A 19,192-nucleotide genomic window follows, 5' to 3' on the forward strand; every position below is an offset into this window, starting at 1 on the left:
ATTCTAGAGATCAAAAATTTGGTGGTTTCCTATGGCGGTATTGAGGCTGTAAAAGGCATTCAAATGGCCGTTCCCGAAGGAGAAATTGTAACCTTAATCGGCGCAAACGGTGCCGGAAAATCTACCACGCTAAAGTCCATTTCCGGCTTGGTGAAGCCAAAGCAGGCCTCCATTCTCTATAAAGGAAAAGAAATTGTGGGGCAGTCCCCCGATTTTATTGTTTCTCAAGGCATTACCCTGGTTCCCGAGGGCAGAAGGGTTTTCCCCAACCTTACGGTAATGGAAAACCTGAAAATCGGCGCTTATTTGCGCAAGGATAGCTTGAAGGATGACTTGGAATATGTCTTTACGCTGTTCCCTCGCTTAAGGGAAAGAGAATGGCAGATGGCAGGCACCCTTTCCGGCGGAGAGCAGCAAATGCTGGCCGTTGGTCGTGCCCTTATGAGTCGTCCAAAGGTAATTATGATGGATGAACCCTCTTTAGGCCTTGCGCCTTTGGTGGTAAAGGATATTTTCAATATTATCCAGACCATCAACAAAGAAGGTATTACCGTATTATTGATTGAGCAAAATGCAAACATGGCTTTAAAAATTGCCCATAAGGCTTATGTGATTGAAACCGGAACCATTACCATGGAGGGCACCGGAGCGGAGCTTTTGGCCAACGAAAAAATCAAACAGGCATATTTGGGAAAAACAAAATAATTCTTCCCCTTGTGGTGTTTTACAAAAAAACCGCAAGGGGAATTTTTTTAAAATGATTTGAAAATTCCTCTTGACTCTCACATAATGTAATACTCTATACTGAGTTTGAGCTCAAATAAACCACGCGCGAGGTGACAAAATGCTTAAGATTGGTGTGTTTTCAAAATTATCCAGAATCAGTATACGAATGCTGCGTCATTATGATGAAATCGGCCTATTGGCGCCAGAGGTCATAGACCGCTTCAGTGGATACCGATATTACAGCGAAGCCCAGCTTCCCATTGCCGAAAGGATTACCTTCCTAAAAAACATGGGGTTCTCTTTGATGGCCACAAAAGAAATTTTAGAAAACTTCGATGATCGTGATGCTTTTTTTCAATTTCTTTCCGTCAAGAAAGCCGAGGTCACAGAGGAAGCCGGTGAGCTTGAACGCCGCTTGATTCTTTTGGAAACAACCATGGCCAAACTCAGAAAGGATGAATCAGCTATGACGTATAGTGTATCAATAAAAGAATTGCCAGAAAGATATGTTGCAAGCGTTAGACAAATTATCCCCTCCTATGACCAAGAAGGAATTCTTTGGCATATCTTAGTAAAGGAAACCGCCCCTTTGCAAATACAGGATACAGAACCCTGCTATACCCTTGCCATTTTCCACGATGGAGAGCATAAGGAATGTGATGTTGATGTTGAGGTACAAAAATCCGTAAAGGGCAATTATCCCAATACAGAGCATGTTGTATTCAAAACCGTTCCTCCTATTTTCATTGCTTCCGCCACCTATCAGGGCAGCTACGACAAGATTAACGAGGTCAATGCGGCGGTTGCCAATTGGGTAAAGGATAACGGTTATGAATTTAACGGCTTATCTTTCTCAATTTATCATGTCAGCCCTCATGAAACGCAAGACAGCAGTCAATGGGTGACCGAGGTGTGCTATCCAGTGAAGAAAAAATAAGCAAAAGGCTTGCTTATTATAAACAACAAAGAACCCGATTGCAAGCAATCGGGTTCTTTTATCTTTATTCCTAAATCTTATGTAGCTGCCACTTGGTTCCTCGGTAACGGTAAATAAAAAATATTGCCCTAACGCACCAGTCAATAATCATAGCAGTCCAAACACCAAATAACCCCATTTCAAAATAAACACCTAAAATATAGCTAAATACAATGCGGAAGACCCACATGGAAAAAATGGACCAGACCATACAAAACTTCACATCATTTGCCGCACGAAGGGTGCTTGCCAAAGAAAATGCCTCTGGCCATATGATAACGGCACAAATACCATGAAGCCATGTGATTTCCGTTGCCAGCCTCGTGGCCTCGGGAGAAAGACGATACAGCATCAAAATTCCCGGCAATGCCAATAAAATTACAAAATTGAACAGAAAAATTAAAATATGAATCAGCTTTAAAATTTTTCGAGTATAGTATCTTGCCATAGCATAGTCCCCTGCACCCACACAGCGAGCGCTTACTGTAACCAGGGCCATGCCGGCAGCCAAGCCCGGCATAATTTGGAACGTGGCTGTGATATTGCCCACTGCATTTGCGGCAATTGCCGCTGTACCAAACCCGGTTACCATACTCAGCACCAAAATTTTCCCCAGCTGAAACATACTGTTTTCCAAGCCATTGGGAATGCCGATAAAAGCTATTTTTTGAATCAAATCCTTTTTCAGACGAAAGGAAAATGGTCTGGAAAGATGGAGCATATGCTCTTGCCCGCGCAGTAGCAAAATAATACCCACAGCGGCAACAATACGGGATACTAACGTGGCAATGGCTGCCCCCTTGACTCCCATGCCAAAACCAAAAATCAAAATGGCATTTCCACCCACATTAATTGCGTTCATCAGTACGGAAAGGAACATAGGCACCTTGGAATTGCCCATAGAGCGGAATATGGCGGCACCCGCATTATAAAGGGCAATAAAGGGAATGGATGCGGATACAATCATCAAATAGATTTTTGCGCTTTCCATTACGTTGCCTTCAATTTTACCAAAAACATTATGTAAAATCAAATCCCTGGTAAGGTAGATGCCCCCTGTAATGATAACAGCAGAAATTCCCGTCAAAAGCACCAGCTGATCCGTTGCCATGCAGGCCTTCTCCCGGTTGTTTTGTCCCAAAAACTGCCCTGCAACCACTGCTCCGCCTGTGGCCAAAGCGGCAAATAAATAAATCAGCAAAATAAAAATATTGTCTACCAAGGAAACGCCGGATACGGCATACTCGCCCACGCTTGCAACCATAATGGAATCAGATAGACCTACTAAAATCGCCAAAAATTGCTCAATCACGATGGGTATAATTAATCTTTGTAAATCTCTATTTGTAAATATATGGTTTTTCTCATTTGCTTCCATCATAAATCTTTTAACTCCCCAAATCTAAACATTCCGAATTTCATATCCACTGTAAAGCTTGCCCTCCTAAATAAATAACGAGGCAGCACAGTAAACCAAAAGCAAAGCCATAAACCCATTCAAAATCCTTCTGTATTTTTCGAAAAAGCTATGAAAAACCGAGCCAAACAGCACCCAACAGCCACAGCTAAAGGCAACCACAATCCAGTTAAACCCAAGCACCAGCAAAAAAACCCGCATGGATTGATCATAGGGAAAAACAAAACTCGTAATCAATGTCATTCCAAACAGCAAGCCCTTAGGATTTACAAATTGAAGCATTATCGCCGTTGAAAAGGCCAATGTATCCAACGAATACCTTCTATTTTTCGTTTTCTTGGGCTTGTCCCTCCAAACGATCCAAGCAAGGTAAAGAATATAGACCGCACCAAAAACCGTCATTACGCCCACAATTTTAGGGATATAGCGGTATAAAAAAAGATTGCATAGCATGCAGCAAATTAAGACCAAAGAAAAGCCTGTCGCTACACCAGCGCAAAAGGGCAGACTTTTTTTCACCCCGTATTTCCCACCATTGTTCATGCACATGATATTGTTTGGCCCCGGCGTAATACAGGAAATAAAAACGTAGGAAATGAACGCAAAAATATGTAACAAAACACTCACCCTTCAATGTAAAATAAAAACTGCCCTCTTTGGAGCAGCTTTGGACTAAAAAAGACTTTATTGAATGGGTGTCGACTTTGTCGACACCCTGAAGCTGCCCTCAACAGAGCAGTTTTTTGCAATATTAATCTTCCAAATCAATTATAGGTTTTATGGGTAATCCATTGGCGAGTTGATTTAATTCATTTTCCTCACTGTACATCTCGTTGATCTTGTAAATCAAGGTCATCAAGCTGTCTGTAAGATGTACATTTTCTACCAAAACATCATCGGGTACTTGTAAATCCACATGGCTAAAATTCCACATGCCTTTTACGCCCCACTTTGCCAAGTCATTGGCAACCTTCGCCGCCTTTGAACGAGGCAACGTAAGAATCGCTACATCTACGTTGTGATTCTTGATGTATTCCTCCATTTGATCAACATCATAAACCTCGATGCCACGAATGGTCATTCCAATTAAGCGTGGGTTCGTATCAAATACAGCCTTTATTACAAAACCTCTTTTTTCGAAATTTGTATAATTTACCAAAGCCTGACCAATATTGCCCCCACCGACAACGATCATATTGTACAATCTGTCCAAACCAAGAATCTTTTTTATTTCGTTATAAAGATATTCAACGTTGTAGCCGTAGCCCTGCTGTCCAAATCCGCCGAAATTGTTTAAATCCTGACGTATCTGAGATGCAGTAATGTTCATTTTTGCACTAAGTTCTTTTGATGAAATTCTGGTAATATCGCTCTCCAAAAGATCGCCCAAGTAGCGGTAATATCGTGGAAGCCGATTAATCACCGCCGGCGAAATTCTCTTTTCACTATCCATTTTATCCAAATCCTCTCCTTGTCAACTTATCCTCAGTATAGCACTCCTGTTATTTTATTGTCAACAATAACTCTTTTATTCTCGCCGCATTTCTGCTATCATTATACTTGTATCCCCAGAAAAAACGGAGGACAAAAATAATGATACTTGCATGTAAACAATTACACAAAGCTTATGGGATTGATGTCATTTTAGACAAAATCACCTTTCACCTGGAGGAGAAGGAAAAAGCCGCCATTGTCGGGGTAAACGGCGCCGGTAAAACAACTTTATTCCGTGTGTTAACAGGAGAAACCCCTGCCGACCACGGAGAATTTTATATCAAAAAGGATGCTTCCCTTGGTTATATGGCTCAAAATCAGCAAATCGAAAGCAGCCGCACAATCTATGAAGAAATGCTATCGGTTTTCCAAAAAATATTGGAAACCGAAACACTTCTTCGTGAAATGGAAAACGAAATGGGACGCCTTCTGGGACAAGAATTGTCCGACAAGATGGAGGAATATTCCTTTTTGCAGCATTTTTTTGAGCAAAATGACGGATATAGCTATCAAAGCCGCTTGCGCGGGGTGCTCAAGGGTCTTGGCTTTGGCGAGGAAGATTTTAATCGCCCTTTGACCCAGCTTTCCGGCGGGCAGAAAACCCGAATCTACCTTGGCAAGCTTTTGCTCTCCAAGCCTGATATTTTGCTTCTTGACGAGCCTACAAACCACCTGGACATTGCCTCCATCGAATGGCTGGAGGATTTTTTAAGGGGCTATGAAGGGGCTGTTCTAATTATTTCCCACGATCGCTATTTTTTGGATAGAATCGTTACAAAGGTTGTGGAAATCGAAAACAAAAAATCCAATGTTTATAACGGTAATTACAGCTTTTATTTTAATCAAAAGGAAATCAACAGAGATGTTCAGCAAAAAGCCTTTGACACGCAGCAAAAGGAGCTGAAGCGTCAAGAAGATGTCATTCGTACCCTTCGTGCCTTCAATCGGGAAAAATCAATCAAGCGCGCTGAAAGCCGCGAAAAGGCACTGGATAAAATTGAGCGTGTGGATCGGCCCGATTCTTTGCCGGATCATATGCGCTTAACCTTAACCCCGCTGATTACAAGTGGTAACGATGTACTTCATGCAGAAGAACTCTCCAAGACTTACGGCGGAAACAAAATATTCCAAAATGTGGGTTTTGATGTAAGGCGGGGAGAAAAAGCTGCAATCATCGGCCCAAACGGCGTAGGTAAATCCACACTGTTTAAGATGCTTTTGCGAGAGGTTGCCTCAGACAGCGGAATCATTCGCTTGGGCACCAATGTTCATGTTGGCTACTACGATCAGGAACAGCAAAAGCTGGACGAATCCAAAACAATTTTCAGTGAAATTGCTGATACCTACCCCAACCTAACGGCGGGACAAATCAGAAATGTTTTGGCCGCCTTTGTATTTACCAACGATGAAGTCTTTAAGCCCATTGCCGCTTTAAGCGGTGGAGAAAAAGGGCGGGTCTCCTTAGCAAAAATCATGCTCTCCAAGGCAAATTTACTTATGCTGGATGAGCCTACAAACCATTTAGATATGTTTTCCAAGGAAGTTTTGGAGAATGCCTTAAACTGCTACGAAGGAACCGTTGTCTATATCTCCCACGACCGTTATTTTATCAATAAAACAGCGGAAAAGATTCTGGAATTAACACCCAATGGCGTAGTAGAATATGCCGGAAATTATGATTATTATCTGGAGAAAAAAGCGGATTACCTGCGCAATGAAGCAGAAAAGGCAAAGGATGCCGGCAGCACTTCCCTTGCCCCCACGCCAAATACCAGTGAAACAAAGACGGATTGGCTAAAGCAAAAGGAACAACAGGCGGCAGAACGAAAATTGGCGGCAAAAATTTCTCGTTTGGAGCAAGAAATTGAGAAAACCGAAACCGCCATCGCAAAAGCCGACGATAACATGGCGCTGGCCAGCACAGACTATACCAAGGCGCAGCAGATTTTCGAAGAAAAAATCAAACTGGAAGAAAAATTAGAGCTTCTTTACGCCCAGTGGGAGGAGCTTCAATAAACAAAGGAGGAAGTCAAATGAGAATAATATATGTTTTATTTTTATTGTTGGTTTTGGTTATTTTTGGAGGAGGCAATGTTTTAGGGAAAAATGCAGACATTTTATATTATGTAGTCATCCTTGCTATCGGGGTGGGCGGTGCGTATTATGCATTTTGGTTTAAAAAATTCGCACAAAAGGTGAATGCTCTTTTGCCCCTTATTGAAACAGAGCCCGACACTTATATTGCAGAAACGGAAAAGTTGCTGGAAGGAAGGCTCCCAACCAACATCCGTTCAATGTTGATTATGAATATTGCCGTTGCTTATATGGAAAAGAACGATTTTATCACAGCAAAGCAAAAATTAAAAAGAATTAACAGCGGTGCATTAAAAAAAGCAAATGGTGCCGTTTATTTTTTAAACCTTGCCTATGTTTTAATCCATCTTGGGGAAAACGAATCGGCAATGGAGATTATCAAAAAATATAAAAAACGAATTCTTAGTCTGCCCATGGGTGGAAATTTACCCCGCTTAATTGCCTTTGTACAAATTTTTGAAGCAATGCAGGAAGGCAAATGGGCAGAGGCAAATGAAAAAATGAAAAGCAGTAAAGAAAGCTGGCCGGATAGGGTTACCGGCGTGGATTTTTCTTTTTTGGAAGCACAATTGGCAAAGCACGAAAATGCCGACAAAGAAATTTAGGGAAGCCCTGATTTCATGGTGGGTATACTGACAGCGGAAGATTTTTTTGATGACGTCCAAACGGAAAATTTATCGATTCGCTATGATCACGAAATTATCCAGTACCTTCATCGGCATGAAAAAACAGGCTGTAATGGAAAACTCCACTACAGCCTGTTTCAATTCCCGCTCAAAAACACTGTGCATTTACCACAGAATTATTCGCCTTTGTTTGCCAAATAATCATTGATATCCTGCATAAGCTTTTCCACATCCATACCATGTACCATGCTTGCCTCTTCCAAGGTTTCGCCGGCTGCCGAGGGGCATCCAACACAGTGCATCCCATTTCCCATTAAAATTGCAGCTGCACCTCTATCCATCATTAAAAGTTCACCAATCGTCATATCCTTCGTCGCTTTCATTTTAATTCCTCCTCATTTATATTTTTTCTGTTAAGTATTCTGTCAAAAACCACTTATAAATATTAATTCTTTAAATTTTTATGTTTGAACTTCTGGAATATCCAAAATCAGCTTTCGACAATAGGGGCAAATATCACCCTTTATTTTTACGCTGCCCATATAGCTTTTTGCCAACAGGTATTCTTGCTTTTTGCCACGCTCGTCTTCCGCCTTCCAAATGAAATATCTTCCCGATTCCAAGCTCCCCTCGGTCATTTCTTCACCGCAAAAAGGGCATTTCATACCTACCATCTCCTATTCTGCCATGGCAGACGCAGAAACCTTTGATACGCCTGTAACTTTTCCGTCTATAAAAGTAAAAGATAAAAATTCTTCCTCACCTTCTCTATCTCCAAACAAGCCTTTGGGCGTACCCAAATAGTAGAGCATTTCCGCTTCCTTCCTCTGATCAGGCTCACCTAAGTATTCCACCAACTCTTCTTCGGAAAGATCATTCACAATGGTACGATCAAAAAAATTGTCTACAATCGCCTGCCTGCTGTTGCCTTCGTAGTTTACCCATTTTTCTTTGGTAAAATCCTTGTAGCTGTTCCACAACTGTCCGCCCACAAAAGCCACAACCACCAAAAACCCAAGAAACACTAAAAGCAGCTTATCCTTTTTCTTCATTTTCCATCCCCCCGATTAAGAAATCCATTTGAAACCCTTGAAGTAACGCAACTTAACCTTACCTAAAATTGCATCCGGCTCTACAAACTGATTTTCCCAATATCGGGCATCCAGCGATCTGTTTCGGTTGTCCCCCAGCATAAAATAACAATCCTGGGGTATCTCGTAGGGCCCAAAATTCCCCTGAGTGATTTCTTTGATATAGGGCTCCTCCAGCGCTTCGCCATTCACATAAACGTTTCCGTTTTCTATGACGACTTCATCACCGCCCACGCCGATAATGCGCTTTACATACAAGGTTTTGCCCTCGGGATCATCTGGATAACGGAATACAACCACATCCCCTCTTTCCGGATCATCAAACCAATATGACGTACGCATGGCCAAAATACGATCTCCCGGCATAATCGTGTTTTCCATGGAACCTGTAGGAACCTCCGCATTTACAATGAGAAATTTATTCACCAGCACAGCTAATATTATGGCCAATAAAACAGTCTTGATCCAACTGATGATTTCCCTCTTTATCGTACCGCTCACATACCCATCTCCTTTGGGATAATATTTATTTTAAGAACCCATTGATAATTTGGGCTTCCGCTTCTTTTTCCGTCAAACCCAAGGTCATGAGCTTTGTCAACTGCTCTCCTGCAATTTTACCAATAGCCGCCTCATGAATCAGCGTAGCATCTACGTTATTGGCAATAATTTCCGGCTCTGCCGCAACAATGCCGTTATCCATGATGATGGCATCACATTCAGAATGGCCATAGCAAGCATTCTCACCGCAAAGCTTGGAGCGAAACAGTTGTCTGGAATTGTCTCTGGCAACAGAACGGGAAATCAGCTTTGCGCTGCTGCCCTCGCCTTCTAAATCAACGTCAAAGGAGGTTTCCGCATACTGGGAACCATGGGTCATAATTTTTTCCTTGATTACAACCGTTGCACCGGCGGCCAGCTTTGCGCTGGAGATTCGGTTTGTGGAGTCCACGCCCTTCAACTGCACAGTATCCATCTCAATATAGCTGTTATCCTCTGCTATAATATGCGTTTGGGGATTGATGATATTCTGCCCATCTCCCTCCCCTTCTCCAATATGCTTTTCAACATATTTCATGATTGCATTTTTGCCTACATAAAAACGATGAATGCCATCATGCTGGGATATACCACTGCCGCAATTATGAATCCCGCATCCTGCAACAATGGTTACATCGGCATCCTCTCCGATATGAAAATCATTGTATACTACATCATGCATATCTGTTTCCGTCACCAACGCAGGAATATGCACACTTTCATTTTTTGTCCCCGGCTTAATATAAATATCAATGCCGGAACCATCCGCCTTGGGAATAATCTGAATATTTTTTGTGGAACTACTCCCCGCGCTTTTGCCGTTATTGCGAATATTAAACGCTCCCGTGGTAGGTATGGTTTGAATTCCCGCCACCTCAGAGAGCAAATTTTTTATTACATCACTCAACATGGCATTATACCTCCTTAAAATACTTACAGCCCAAATCCACGCCAAATAATCCGGGCAAAACCTCTTCTTTTGTTCCTACCTGGGAAACTTGTCCACCGCTGATTACCACAATCTGATCTGCAATGTTTAAAATCCGCTCCTGATGAGAAATAATCAAAATAGAACCCCTGACTTCCGCATGCATTTTTTCAAATACATCAATTAAATTTTTAAAGCTCCACAGGTCAATGCCCGCCTCCGGCTCATCAAAAAGGGTAAGCTTTGTTTTTCTTGCCATAACCGTTGCAATTTCAATACGCTTTAATTCGCCGCCGGAAAGGCTGCCGTTAATCTCACGGTCAATATAGTCCTTTGCACAAAGACCAACCTCCGATAAATATTGACATACCGAGATTGTGCTCATTTTTTTACCGCTGGCAAGGGTAATCAGATCCTTTACCGTAACGCCTTTAAAGCGAACAGGCTGTTGAAAAGCAAAGCTGATGCCCGAATTGGCACGTTTTGTAATGCTCCAATCGGTAATGTCTTTTCCATCCAGCAAAATCTGACCGCTGTCGGGCTTTTGAATCCCTGCAATAATTTTAGCCAAGCTTGATTTTCCACCACCATTTGGCCCTGTCATTACCACAAATTTTTCATTCTCAATAACCAAATTAATATTTTTTAATATTTCTTTCCCATCTGCTGAAAAAGAAACATTTTTCAACTCCAACATACGCTATCCTCCGTTTCAAAGGCTCATGCCTTTTTGTTTTGCAAATTCATAGAAAAACGCTATCCTAAATTATAGCAATTTTCCAAAGAGACTGTCAATATTTTTCCGTTTTTTTAGCGATTTTCCTGTATAAAAACCACCTTTTCTTTTTTGCTTCTCTATATTACAATAGTATAGATACAAAATCAAACATAAAAAAGGAGGGCACCTCATGCTCGGCTTTCATACGGACGGAATTCGTCTTTTTGGCGCATCCCCTCAACTTATTTCTTTACTAAAACAGAGAAAATTGCCCATTGCTTCTGAAATTACAGGCAATACCTTGGTATTTGCAATCAATGAAACAAATATACTAACAAAAAAATTATACGCCACTTCCTTCTTTGCAGGAGAAACCCCGTGGTTTGTCTGCACTGTGGGTGATTTTCCTCGTCCCACCCAAAATACCCTGCCCTTTCAACAAGAAGCAGACCTGGCTGATTTTATTACAGCAATTTATTATGCCTCCCAAGGGTTTTTACACCTGGATTTTGAGCTTTCCGAGCTAAAGGAACGGCTTTCAGAGGAAAAGGGTAAAAAAATCATTGCCCTTTGTGAGGAGGATTTTGGTAAAATTCCCAAGGACGCCTTTGCCATGTGCTTTTGCTTTTCCAACGGCGGTTTTATGGAAAGTGACCAACTATTTGTAAAATTAACAAAAGAATTTGGTATGGATATGGGTAAAGTTTTATTGGCGGGTACTTTTGACTCAAAATACCACTTTACCCGTGCTTTTGTTTTGTAAAAAAGCCTATTTACCCAATACAAAAAGAGTGCTAGAATAATTTTGCATGGAAAAGAAAATCCATGTGCAAATACAGAGTAGGGCTTTGTGCGTTAAGTGTCTTGTGGACGGGGAGTTGCCACAGGAACGAAAAGGATTTTCCTTGCGGTACAAACCCCGCATCCCGCTGTCAAATAATGAAGAAGCAATTCCTCTTTATTATCACAGCAACCCCAGAATGTCTGGGGATATTTGCGTATTTATCACGATAATGAAGGGGTTTTTTATTTTCAAAAAGACCCCGAACCAACAAAAAGGAGGTCCTTTTTCATGCAACAAACATTTTCCAACACCCATCGCCTTGTGATTATGGCTCTTTTGGTGGCAATCTCCGTTATTCTGTCCCGTTTTCTCTCTATTGCTGCTTGGAATTTAAAAATCGGGTTTGCCTTTGCGCCGATCGCTTTGGCGGGGATTCTTTTGGGGCCCATTCCCGCAGCAATCGTGGCTGCAGTGGCGGATTTTCTTGGGGCAACACTATTCCCCATCGGACAATATTTTCCAGGGTTTACCTTTACCGCTTTTTTAACGGGTATCCTATTTGGCATTTTTCTCTACAAAAAAGCAGATATGAAAAATATCGTGATTTCCGCAGTTATAACCCAAATAATTGGCTCACTGCTTTTAAACACCCTATGGATTTCCATGTTGTACGGAACCCCATTCTTGGCTTTGCTGCCTACACGCATTGTGCAAACTTGTGTTATGATTGTAATTCAAGTTATTGTAGTTCGCATTTTGGCAGGCTATGCGCCCCAAATTTATAAAATGCAAAAAGCGTAAGCATTTAAGGGCAGAAAAACCATATTTCAATTTGTTAAATATTCAAGAAAACATAGGATTTCCCCTTGTTTTAAAAACACAAAAAGCTGTTGGCAAGTAATCTCCCCAGCCAACAGCTTTTTTTATTTTTGATTTTTCACCTCATGCTCCAACAAAAAAACCTTTTTTTCCAGCCCTCCGCCATAGCCTACCAGCTTGCCATTGCTACCGATTACCCGATGACAAGGGATGATAATGGCTATTGAGTTTTTATTGTTCGCCATGCCAACGGCTCTAGCGGCTTTTGGGTTACCGATTCGCCTTGCAACCTCACCATAGGAAGCAGTCGTACCAAAGGGTATTTCTTGCAATGCCTGCCACACCTTTTTTTGAAATTCTGTTCCCTTAAGCTTTAATGGCAAAGAAAAGGTTGTTCTTTGGCCTTGGAAGTATTCTTCCAGCTGTTCCTCCGCCTGTTCAAGCAAAGGTGTTTTTTCTATAATATAAGGCGTTTTTATTGCCTCCTGAAAGGACAAACGGATAAGGAAGCCTTCCTCTTCGCCCAAAACCAGGGTGCCAATTGGGCTATGGTAAAAAAATATTTTCTCCAACTCAACCCCTCTTTTCTGCGTGGTAATTCTGTTGTATCAAATACAAATTCTGGGGACTCTGTCCTAGCCCCTGCAAGCCTGTGCGAAACTTGATTTTTATAAACGGTGGATGCTGAGGAAGCGCTCAGTGTTACCTTAGATTCTCTACACCTCTCTTCGGCCCTTCAGCAAAGCAATTTCCGCCCCATACCCCTCCAAGTCATTGGGTGTTTCCAAATAAAAGGGCAGTTGGGCCAACTTAGGGTGATTTATGATTCTTGTAATTGCCTCAAGACCCAAAGTACCCGCTCCAATTTTTTCATGGCGGTCTTTATGGCTTTCCATGGGATTTTTACTGTCATTCAAATGAATGGCACGAAGCCTTTCCAGTCCAATCACCCTGTCAAATTCCTCTAAAACCCCATCCAAATTTCCCACAACATCGTATCCGCCGTCATAAACATGGCAGGTATCCAGGCACACGCCCATACGTTCATGTCCATGAACTCCATCAATAATTTGGCGAATTTCTTCAAAGCTTCGTCCTACCTCACTCCCTTTGCCTGCCATGGTTTCCAGCAAAATGGGCGTTTTTCCTCCTTTTTGCAAAACCTCGTTGAGCATCTCACAAATCATTGCAATCCCCACTTGTGCGCCTTGCTTCACATGACTGCCGGGGTGGAAATTATACATCACGTTTGGCAACAGCTCCAGCCGTTCCAAATCCTCCTCCATCATACGGCGGGCAAATTCTCTTAGGCCTTTGTCAGCAGAACAAGGATTCATTGTATACGGCGCATGGGCTAATAACGTACCCACCCCTCGCTCCTCTCCAAAGGCAATATATGCATCAATATCCCCTCTATCCAAGGCTTTTACACTGCCGCCCCTTGGATTTCTGGTGAAAAATTGAAATACCGTCGCGCCGATTTGCTCCGCTTCCTTCCCCATGGCAAGGTATCCTTTTCCTGCCGATAAATGGCAGCCAATCCAAAACATTTCACATTCCTCCACATTTAGAGCTAAAATTTGCGCCCCCATAAAATTCACAAGGAAGCATTCCCGCTACTTTATTTTATATTACTGCAAAGCCTGTTTTTACGCAAGCATTCGACGAAGAGCTTTTTATATATCAAAGTTATTTTTTAGAATTATCAAATAATAATAATTATTTTTTAATAAACTATTTTCATTTTAAAATTTATGTGATATAATTCATCAAAAAGATACTTATTTTTCCACTAAATACTTTAAAACATACAACTACAAGGAGGTTTATTATGGCTTTTACATGGACAAAGGAACTAGAAACAGGAAATTTACAAATTGATACGGAGCATAAAGAATTAATTCAAGCAATCAATAACCTTTTAACAGCTTGTTCTTCCGGAAAAGGACGCGCTGAGGTTGAGAATACTGTGAACTTTTTGGCGCAGTACACAAAAACTCATTTTGCGCATGAACAGGTATTGCAGCAGAAATATCATTACCCCGATTTCGTTAATCACAAAAAATATCATGAGGATTTTATTAAAGTGGTAGACGGCATTTCCACTCGCTTGAAAGCCCAAGGCCCCACAATTCAGTTGGTTGGCGAAGTTAATATGCAGATAGGTAACTGGCTGATCAATCATATTAAGCGGGAAGATGTTAAGGTTGCAAAACACATCCTTGAACAAACTAAATGAGAACCATAAAAAAAGGATAGCAAAACACGCCTTGCTGTCCTTTTTTATTTTAAAATTTTCTGATATTAAAGAAAGGGGGCCGACTTTTTCGGCACCCCTTTCTGCATATGACTTGCCATCTGCTTTATTGTTCACACAAATTCATTTTCGCCTTTTTCAAAACATCGCAGAAAAAAGAAGCTATGCCCTCTTTTCTTTTGCATCATAAATCTTCTTAATAATGAAAATTGTAACTACCATAGATGCAATAGCAATGGGCAGGTTAATGAGCCAATTTTGAATCAGCGCTGCCAAAATATAGTTTACAGCCGAAACAGCCGCTACCGTTAAAGCATAGGGCAGCTGGGTGGAAACATGGTTAATATGATCGCACTGGGCCCCCGTTGAGGCCATAATGGTCGTATCAGAAATTGGAGAGCAATGATCGCCACATACTGCCCCGGCCAAGGTAGCTGCAACGCAAATAATCAGCAATTCGCTGGTAGGGTCCAAAATAGGAACAACAATGGGCAAAAGAATACCGAAGGTTCCCCATGAGGTACCTGTTGCAAACGCCAGGAAAATAGCAATTAAAAATACTATAACCGGCAATAAAACGTGAAACATGCCTTTGTTACTTTCCAAAACACCCGCAACAAACTCTTTTGCCCCCAAAAGACCGGTAATACCGCTTAAGGTCCATGCAAAGGTCAAAATCAAAATTGCAGGTACCATAGCCTTAAAGCCTTCGGGCAGACAACACATAAATTCGTTAAAACTCAAAATACGGCGAGGAATGTATAGTACAAAGGTGAGCAGTAATGCCGCAATGGAGCCTAATAATAAGCCTACAGAAGCATCACATCCTGCAAATGCATCAATAAAGGATTCGCCATCAAAAAATCCGCCTGTATAAATCATACCAAGAACACAGCAGGCAATCAAAATGATAACCGGTAACACCAAATCAATCACTTTCCCTTTGCCAGTTACTTGAGCCGCGGCTTCAGCTGCAAAAGGTCTAGATTCTGTTGTATAAAGGTCATTTTTCGACTGTGCATTCTTCTCATGCAGTCGCATTGGGCCAAAGTCAAAGTTTAACAAAGTCAAAGTTAGCATGGCAACAATAGTCAGCAATGCATAGAAATTATAGGGAATGGCACGAATAAATAAATCCAAGCCATTTACACCATCTACAACCCCGGCAACCGCTGCCGCCCAAGAGGAAATCGGTGCAATAATACAAACTGGCGCTGCCGTTGCATCAATAATATATGCCAGCTTTGCACGAGAAACATTATGGGTATCCGTTACAGGACGCATAACGCTGCCTACAGTCAGACAGTTAAAATAGTCATCTACAAAAATCAAAACTCCCAACATAAATGTGGATAATAAAGCGCCTTTTCTTGTTTTAATTCTTTCTCTCGCCCAAGCACCATAAGCCGCAGAGCCGCCTGCTTTATTCATTAAGGATACAATAATGCCCAATACAACCAAGAAAATTAAAATACCAACATTCCAGCCATCAGAAAGCTTCGCCAGTAAGCCGCCGTCTGTTTCGCTTGTAACCATTGTCAAATACGCCTGTTTTATGTTGAAATTGCTGTGAAACAGGGCGCCTACAACAATACCTACAAACAACGAGGAATAAACCTCCTTTGTAATCAGTGCCAAAATAATGGCAACCAATGGTGGTACCAAAGACCAAACGGTTGCATACATATTACTTACTTCTCCCGCTTCTGCTTCACCGGCAAAAACAGTAACTGTCATCGCCACAATCAAAAGCGAGAAAATAACAAGCTTATTGATCCTGGTGTCTTTCTTTGTGTTTCTCATAATCCGTCCCCTTTCCATAATCATAAAGTATAATTCCATCGTTTCATTCGCTTTGGAAACCTCAAGAAAAACTACCACTTACACAATCTCCCCATATAAGCAGTAAGCTTTCAAATATACCGTCCTCAGGCGCTGCAATCCTTTTTTTGTTTTTGCTAAGAAATCAAAAAACAAAAAAATAAAGCCATGCAACGCATGGCTTCAAAATATCCAATATTATTTGGAAGTTCCGAGTTCCCGATAGCGCTCCACTAAAGTGACAGCACATTATATATTTTATAATGCGCCAGCCAAGCACCCCCAAGGCAGAGAAACTCAGCTTCGGCAATGTTCCCTTTCCGCTTCCGTCACCTTAACGTTTGTTGAAGTTTTACTCATGAACACTGCGCCTCTATCTAATATTAATTTAATACCGATCAAAATCGGTTATGCTTCATACATACCATACACGCTATGTAAAAGTCAAGCTTTTTCACCCAAAAACCATGTTTTCCCCTTAATTTTTGCGATATAATGTCTTTTTCTCGCGGACTATTCCATTAAAACTAAAAAAATGGTATAGTATGGTATAGAAATTAAAAAAACGCAAATTGTAAGATATAAAACAAAGGAGGTAATTTCTTATGTCAACACCACATATTTCCGCAGAAAAAGGAGATTTTGCAAAAACTGTTCTAATGCCGGGCGATCCCTTACGTGCAAAATTTATTGCCGAAACTTTTTTGCAGGATGCTGTTTTAGTTAACAACGTCAGAGGAATTCAAGGCTACACAGGAACCTACAAGGGCACACGGGTATCCGTTATGGCCAGCGGCATGGGTATACCCTCCATGGGGATTTACAGCTATGAGCTATTTTCCTTTTATGACGTTGAAAATATTATCCGCATCGGCTCCGCAGGTGCCTTCAATGATAAGCTGCAGCTGCGTGATATTGTAGCAGGTATGGGCGCAAGCACCACTTCAAATTTTGGCGCACAATATGAAATTTCAGGCACCCTTTGCAATTTGGCTGATTACGATTTGCTCAGTGCTGCCGTTACCTCCGCCAAAGAATTGGGGCAGGATTTAAAGGTGGGTAATGTTTTATCCTCCGATACCTTCTATGACGACCGCCCCGACAACATGAAAAATTGGACAAAAATGGGTATCCTTTGCGTGGAAATGGAAGCCGCTGCATTATATATGAATGCAGCCAGATTAGGAAAACGCGCGTTGGCTTTACTTACCATTTCCGATAAGCCCCTTACCGGCGAGGAAACCACAGCCGAGGAGCGCCAGACAACCTTTACCCAAATGATGGAGATTGCCTTGGAAACCGCCATCAAGATGGAACAGCAACCCTGATAAATACAACCGAGGGCATGAAAATTTTCCATGCCCTCGGGATTATCGGCAAAATCAATGCTCATTGCGAATATGAATTTTTCAGCTTTTTTCAATGGGTGTTGACTTTGCCGACATCAAAAAGCGTGAGTGTTTGGAAACACTCTTTTTTTCACCCTATATAATAAAGGAGGCTTCTCCCATGAAATTACCCATTGTCACTCTAAAAAAGGGTGAGGGCCGTATGCTGAAGGCAGGCGGTCTTTGGATTTACGATAACGAAATAGCCACCGTCAGCCAGGATACGATAAACGGCGGGCTGGTTTGTGTGCAGGATTTTGACGGCTATGCCTTGGGCACAGGCTTTTATAACAATCACTCAAAAATCACCATTCGTATGATGACACGAGATAAAAATGGGGAAGTAGACCAGGATTTTTTGCGCCGTCGCGTGGAAACCGCTTGGGCATACCGAAAAAAAACCGTCGATACCTCCTCCTGCCGCCTTATTTTTGGCGAGGCGGACTTTCTCCCCGGTATCATCATTGACAAATTTTCCGATGTATTGGTGGTGCAGTCTCTGGCCCTGGGCATTGATAAAATGAAGGGGGATATCCTCCGTCTTTTGCTGGAAGCCTTGGAAAAGGACGGCGTATCCATCCGAGGGATTTATGAGCGAAGCGACGCAAAGGTTCGGGAACAAGAAGGCATGGAGCGTGTGAAAGGCTTTTTAAGCGAACCCTTTGACACAAAGGTGGAAATTACGGAAAACGGTGTGAAGTATATTGTGGATGTGGAAGATGGACAAAAAACAGGCTTTTTTCTTGACCAAAAATATAACCGTGCCGCAATTCATAAGCTTTGCAGCGGCGCAGAGGTTTTGGACTGCTTTACCCATACAGGCTCCTTTGCACTAAACGCAGGCATTGCCGGGGCAAAAAGCGTATTGGGTGTTGATGCTTCTCAACTTGCCGTGGATCAAGCAACCCAAAACGCCAAGCTAAACGGCATTGAAAACGTGGTTCGCTTTCAATGCGAGGATGTTTTTGAACTGCTCCCCCGTTTGGAGGCGGAAGGCCGGAAGTTTGATGTCATCATCCTTGACCCTCCCGCATTTACGAAATCTAGAAGCTCCATAAAAAATGCAGTCAAGGGCTACCGGGAAATTAATCTTCGGGCCATGAAGCTTATAAAAGACGGAGGATTTTTGGCAACCTGCTCCTGCTCCCATTTTATGAGCTATGACTTATTCACGCAAACCATAGGACAAGCGGCAAAAAATGTGCATAAACGCCTGCGCCAAGTGGAATATCGCACCCAATCCCCCGACCACCCCATCCTTTGGGCGGCGGACGAGTCCTATTACTTGAAGTTTTATATTTTTCAAGTTTGTAAAAACCCATAATTTATCTTTTAATAATGGAAAAATGGAGAACAGGCAATGATGAAGGCCCATACCGCTATCATCATTGCCTGTTCTTTTTGAGGGGAGGTGCATCTATGTCAATGTATTTGAAAAGCCGTAAGGCTTGTTGACGATTTCATGTATATAAGATACCAAATCTTTTTGAAGAAACAATGGACAAAAACCGTC

Annotated in this window: 21 protein-coding genes and 2 riboswitches; of the genes, 9 read left to right on the top strand and 12 right to left on the bottom strand. The window is 41.9% G+C overall.

The window, feature by feature from the left end:
* Together CLNEO_RS00395 and CLNEO_RS00400 are read left to right on the top strand one after the other, a co-directional pair.
* Complete coding sequence (locus CLNEO_RS00395; RefSeq protein ID WP_066084508.1) at positions 1–705, top strand: ABC transporter ATP-binding protein; 705 nt, start codon at positions 1–3, stop codon at positions 703–705.
* Between the two features lie 139 nt (positions 706–844).
* Positions 845–1,663 carry a MerR family transcriptional regulator gene (locus CLNEO_RS00400; protein ID WP_066083376.1) on the top strand — a complete coding sequence of 273 codons (819 nt, stop codon included), beginning with the start codon at positions 845–847 and terminating at the stop codon, positions 1,661–1,663.
* Positions 1,664–1,733: 70 nt separating this feature from the next.
* Here the strand turns inward: CLNEO_RS00400 and CLNEO_RS00405 are convergent, their stop codons facing one another.
* The 3 genes from CLNEO_RS00405 to CLNEO_RS00415 form a co-directional block, all read right to left on the bottom strand.
* Positions 1,734–3,080, bottom strand: a complete 1,347-nt coding sequence (locus tag CLNEO_RS00405; protein ID WP_066084511.1) for an MATE family efflux transporter — start codon at positions 3,078–3,080, stop codon at positions 1,734–1,736.
* A 66-nt stretch (positions 3,081–3,146) separates the two neighbouring features.
* Entirely contained in the window at positions 3,147–3,737 is a 591-nt protein-coding gene (locus tag CLNEO_RS00410; protein ID WP_066083378.1) for a LysE family transporter, read from the bottom strand.
* Positions 3,738–3,870: 133 nt separating this feature from the next.
* Positions 3,871–4,572: a redox-sensing transcriptional repressor Rex gene (locus CLNEO_RS00415; RefSeq protein ID WP_066084515.1), complete on the bottom strand. Its 702-nt coding sequence runs from the start codon at positions 4,570–4,572 to the stop codon at positions 3,871–3,873.
* A 140-nt stretch (positions 4,573–4,712) separates the two neighbouring features.
* On the opposite strand from CLNEO_RS00415, the gene abc-f reads away from it, so the two are divergent.
* Positions 4,713–6,629 (top strand): ribosomal protection-like ABC-F family protein, encoded by a 1,917-nt coding sequence (gene abc-f, locus CLNEO_RS00420; protein WP_066083379.1) that lies wholly within the window; start codon positions 4,713–4,715, stop codon positions 6,627–6,629.
* A gap of 17 nt (positions 6,630–6,646) precedes the next feature.
* Complete coding sequence (locus CLNEO_RS00425) at positions 6,647–7,312, top strand: hypothetical protein (RefSeq protein WP_066083380.1); 666 nt, start codon at positions 6,647–6,649, stop codon at positions 7,310–7,312.
* Between the two features lie 197 nt (positions 7,313–7,509).
* Here CLNEO_RS00425 and CLNEO_RS00430 read toward each other — a convergent pair whose 3' ends face one another.
* The 6 genes from CLNEO_RS00430 to CLNEO_RS00455 form a co-directional block, all read right to left on the bottom strand.
* The gene (locus CLNEO_RS00430) at positions 7,510–7,716 is read right to left on the bottom strand and encodes a DUF1858 domain-containing protein (protein ID WP_066083381.1); all 207 of its coding nucleotides are present in this window, start codon (positions 7,714–7,716) and stop codon (positions 7,510–7,512) included.
* A 78-nt stretch (positions 7,717–7,794) separates the two neighbouring features.
* Positions 7,795–7,998 carry a PF20097 family protein gene (locus CLNEO_RS00435; RefSeq protein WP_066083383.1) on the bottom strand — a complete coding sequence of 68 codons (204 nt, stop codon included), beginning with the start codon at positions 7,996–7,998 and terminating at the stop codon, positions 7,795–7,797.
* Between the two features lie 12 nt (positions 7,999–8,010).
* On the bottom strand, positions 8,011–8,385 hold the full coding sequence (locus CLNEO_RS00440; RefSeq protein ID WP_066083384.1) for a hypothetical protein: 375 nt from the start codon (positions 8,383–8,385) through the stop codon (positions 8,011–8,013).
* 15 nt (positions 8,386–8,400) lie between these two features.
* A complete protein-coding gene (lepB, locus tag CLNEO_RS00445) occupies positions 8,401–8,925 on the bottom strand; it encodes a signal peptidase I (RefSeq protein ID WP_066083386.1) in 525 nt (174 codons plus the stop codon).
* Positions 8,926–8,950: 25 nt separating this feature from the next.
* Positions 8,951–9,874 carry a SufB/SufD family protein gene (locus CLNEO_RS00450; RefSeq protein WP_066083389.1) on the bottom strand — a complete coding sequence of 308 codons (924 nt, stop codon included), beginning with the start codon at positions 9,872–9,874 and terminating at the stop codon, positions 8,951–8,953.
* Positions 9,875–9,878: 4 nt separating this feature from the next.
* Positions 9,879–10,589 (bottom strand): ABC transporter ATP-binding protein, encoded by a 711-nt coding sequence (locus tag CLNEO_RS00455; RefSeq protein WP_066083391.1) that lies wholly within the window; start codon positions 10,587–10,589, stop codon positions 9,879–9,881.
* A gap of 211 nt (positions 10,590–10,800) precedes the next feature.
* Here CLNEO_RS00455 and CLNEO_RS00460 point away from each other — a divergent pair, with 211 nt between their 5' ends.
* Both CLNEO_RS00460 and CLNEO_RS00465 read left to right on the top strand, forming a co-directional pair.
* Positions 10,801–11,373, top strand: a complete 573-nt coding sequence (locus tag CLNEO_RS00460) for a hypothetical protein (RefSeq protein ID WP_066083393.1) — start codon at positions 10,801–10,803, stop codon at positions 11,371–11,373.
* Between the two features lie 71 nt (positions 11,374–11,444).
* Positions 11,445–11,544, top strand: a riboswitch (THF riboswitch).
* Positions 11,545–11,682: 138 nt separating this feature from the next.
* Positions 11,683–12,195, top strand: a complete 513-nt coding sequence (locus CLNEO_RS00465; RefSeq protein WP_066083396.1) for a folate family ECF transporter S component — start codon at positions 11,683–11,685, stop codon at positions 12,193–12,195.
* Positions 12,196–12,317: 122 nt separating this feature from the next.
* Here the strand turns inward: CLNEO_RS00465 and CLNEO_RS00470 are convergent, their stop codons facing one another.
* Both CLNEO_RS00470 and CLNEO_RS00475 read right to left on the bottom strand, forming a co-directional pair.
* Positions 12,318–12,785 (bottom strand): methylated-DNA--[protein]-cysteine S-methyltransferase, encoded by a 468-nt coding sequence (locus tag CLNEO_RS00470; protein ID WP_066083398.1) that lies wholly within the window; start codon positions 12,783–12,785, stop codon positions 12,318–12,320.
* A gap of 144 nt (positions 12,786–12,929) precedes the next feature.
* A complete protein-coding gene (locus CLNEO_RS00475; protein ID WP_066083401.1) occupies positions 12,930–13,763 on the bottom strand; it encodes a deoxyribonuclease IV in 834 nt (277 codons plus the stop codon).
* A gap of 281 nt (positions 13,764–14,044) precedes the next feature.
* On the opposite strand from CLNEO_RS00475, the gene CLNEO_RS00480 reads away from it, so the two are divergent.
* Entirely contained in the window at positions 14,045–14,452 is a 408-nt protein-coding gene (locus CLNEO_RS00480) for a bacteriohemerythrin (RefSeq protein WP_066083403.1), read from the top strand.
* Between the two features lie 180 nt (positions 14,453–14,632).
* On the opposite strand, the gene CLNEO_RS00490 is transcribed toward CLNEO_RS00480, so the two are convergent.
* The gene (locus CLNEO_RS00490) at positions 14,633–16,273 is read right to left on the bottom strand and encodes a Na+/H+ antiporter NhaC family protein (RefSeq protein WP_066084519.1); all 1,641 of its coding nucleotides are present in this window, start codon (positions 16,271–16,273) and stop codon (positions 14,633–14,635) included.
* A 233-nt stretch (positions 16,274–16,506) separates the two neighbouring features.
* Positions 16,507–16,675, bottom strand: a riboswitch (Lysine riboswitch).
* Between the two features lie 221 nt (positions 16,676–16,896).
* Here CLNEO_RS00490 and deoD point away from each other — a divergent pair.
* Together deoD and CLNEO_RS00500 are read left to right on the top strand one after the other, a co-directional pair.
* Positions 16,897–17,619, top strand: a complete 723-nt coding sequence (deoD, locus tag CLNEO_RS00495) for a purine-nucleoside phosphorylase (RefSeq protein WP_066083406.1) — start codon at positions 16,897–16,899, stop codon at positions 17,617–17,619.
* Positions 17,620–17,800: 181 nt separating this feature from the next.
* Positions 17,801–19,003 carry a class I SAM-dependent rRNA methyltransferase gene (locus CLNEO_RS00500; protein WP_066083408.1) on the top strand — a complete coding sequence of 401 codons (1,203 nt, stop codon included), beginning with the start codon at positions 17,801–17,803 and terminating at the stop codon, positions 19,001–19,003.
* The last annotated feature ends 189 nt before the right edge of the window (positions 19,004–19,192 follow it).

The organism is Anaerotignum neopropionicum, assembly GCF_001571775.1.
Taxonomy (GTDB): Bacteria; Bacillota; Clostridia; order Lachnospirales; family Anaerotignaceae; genus Chakrabartyella; species Chakrabartyella neopropionicum.

Excerpts from the sequence above, each read along its gene's own strand:
- CLNEO_RS00400 (WP_066083376.1), top strand. The coding sequence starts at position 845 with ATGCTTAAGATTGGTGTGTTTTCAAAATTATCCAGAATCAGTATACGA.
- CLNEO_RS00405 (WP_066084511.1), bottom strand. The coding sequence starts at position 3,080 with ATGGAAGCAAATGAGAAAAACCATATATTTACAAATAGAGATTTACAA.
- CLNEO_RS00415 (WP_066084515.1), bottom strand. The coding sequence starts at position 4,572 with ATGGATAGTGAAAAGAGAATTTCGCCGGCGGTGATTAATCGGCTTCCA.
- abc-f (WP_066083379.1), top strand. The coding sequence starts at position 4,713 with ATGATACTTGCATGTAAACAATTACACAAAGCTTATGGGATTGATGTC.
- CLNEO_RS00425 (WP_066083380.1), top strand. The coding sequence starts at position 6,647 with ATGAGAATAATATATGTTTTATTTTTATTGTTGGTTTTGGTTATTTTT.
- CLNEO_RS00430 (WP_066083381.1), bottom strand. The coding sequence starts at position 7,716 with ATGAAAGCGACGAAGGATATGACGATTGGTGAACTTTTAATGATGGAT.
- CLNEO_RS00435 (WP_066083383.1), bottom strand. The coding sequence starts at position 7,998 with ATGAAATGCCCTTTTTGCGGTGAAGAAATGACCGAGGGGAGCTTGGAA.
- CLNEO_RS00440 (WP_066083384.1), bottom strand. The coding sequence starts at position 8,385 with ATGAAGAAAAAGGATAAGCTGCTTTTAGTGTTTCTTGGGTTTTTGGTG.
- CLNEO_RS00450 (WP_066083389.1), bottom strand. The coding sequence starts at position 9,874 with ATGTTGAGTGATGTAATAAAAAATTTGCTCTCTGAGGTGGCGGGAATT.
- CLNEO_RS00455 (WP_066083391.1), bottom strand. The coding sequence starts at position 10,589 with ATGTTGGAGTTGAAAAATGTTTCTTTTTCAGCAGATGGGAAAGAAATA.
- CLNEO_RS00460 (WP_066083393.1), top strand. The coding sequence starts at position 10,801 with ATGCTCGGCTTTCATACGGACGGAATTCGTCTTTTTGGCGCATCCCCT.
- CLNEO_RS00465 (WP_066083396.1), top strand. The coding sequence starts at position 11,683 with ATGCAACAAACATTTTCCAACACCCATCGCCTTGTGATTATGGCTCTT.
- CLNEO_RS00475 (WP_066083401.1), bottom strand. The coding sequence starts at position 13,763 with ATGTTTTGGATTGGCTGCCATTTATCGGCAGGAAAAGGATACCTTGCC.
- CLNEO_RS00480 (WP_066083403.1), top strand. The coding sequence starts at position 14,045 with ATGGCTTTTACATGGACAAAGGAACTAGAAACAGGAAATTTACAAATT.
- CLNEO_RS00490 (WP_066084519.1), bottom strand. The coding sequence starts at position 16,273 with ATGAGAAACACAAAGAAAGACACCAGGATCAATAAGCTTGTTATTTTC.
- deoD (WP_066083406.1), top strand. The coding sequence starts at position 16,897 with ATGTCAACACCACATATTTCCGCAGAAAAAGGAGATTTTGCAAAAACT.
- CLNEO_RS00500 (WP_066083408.1), top strand. The coding sequence starts at position 17,801 with ATGAAATTACCCATTGTCACTCTAAAAAAGGGTGAGGGCCGTATGCTG.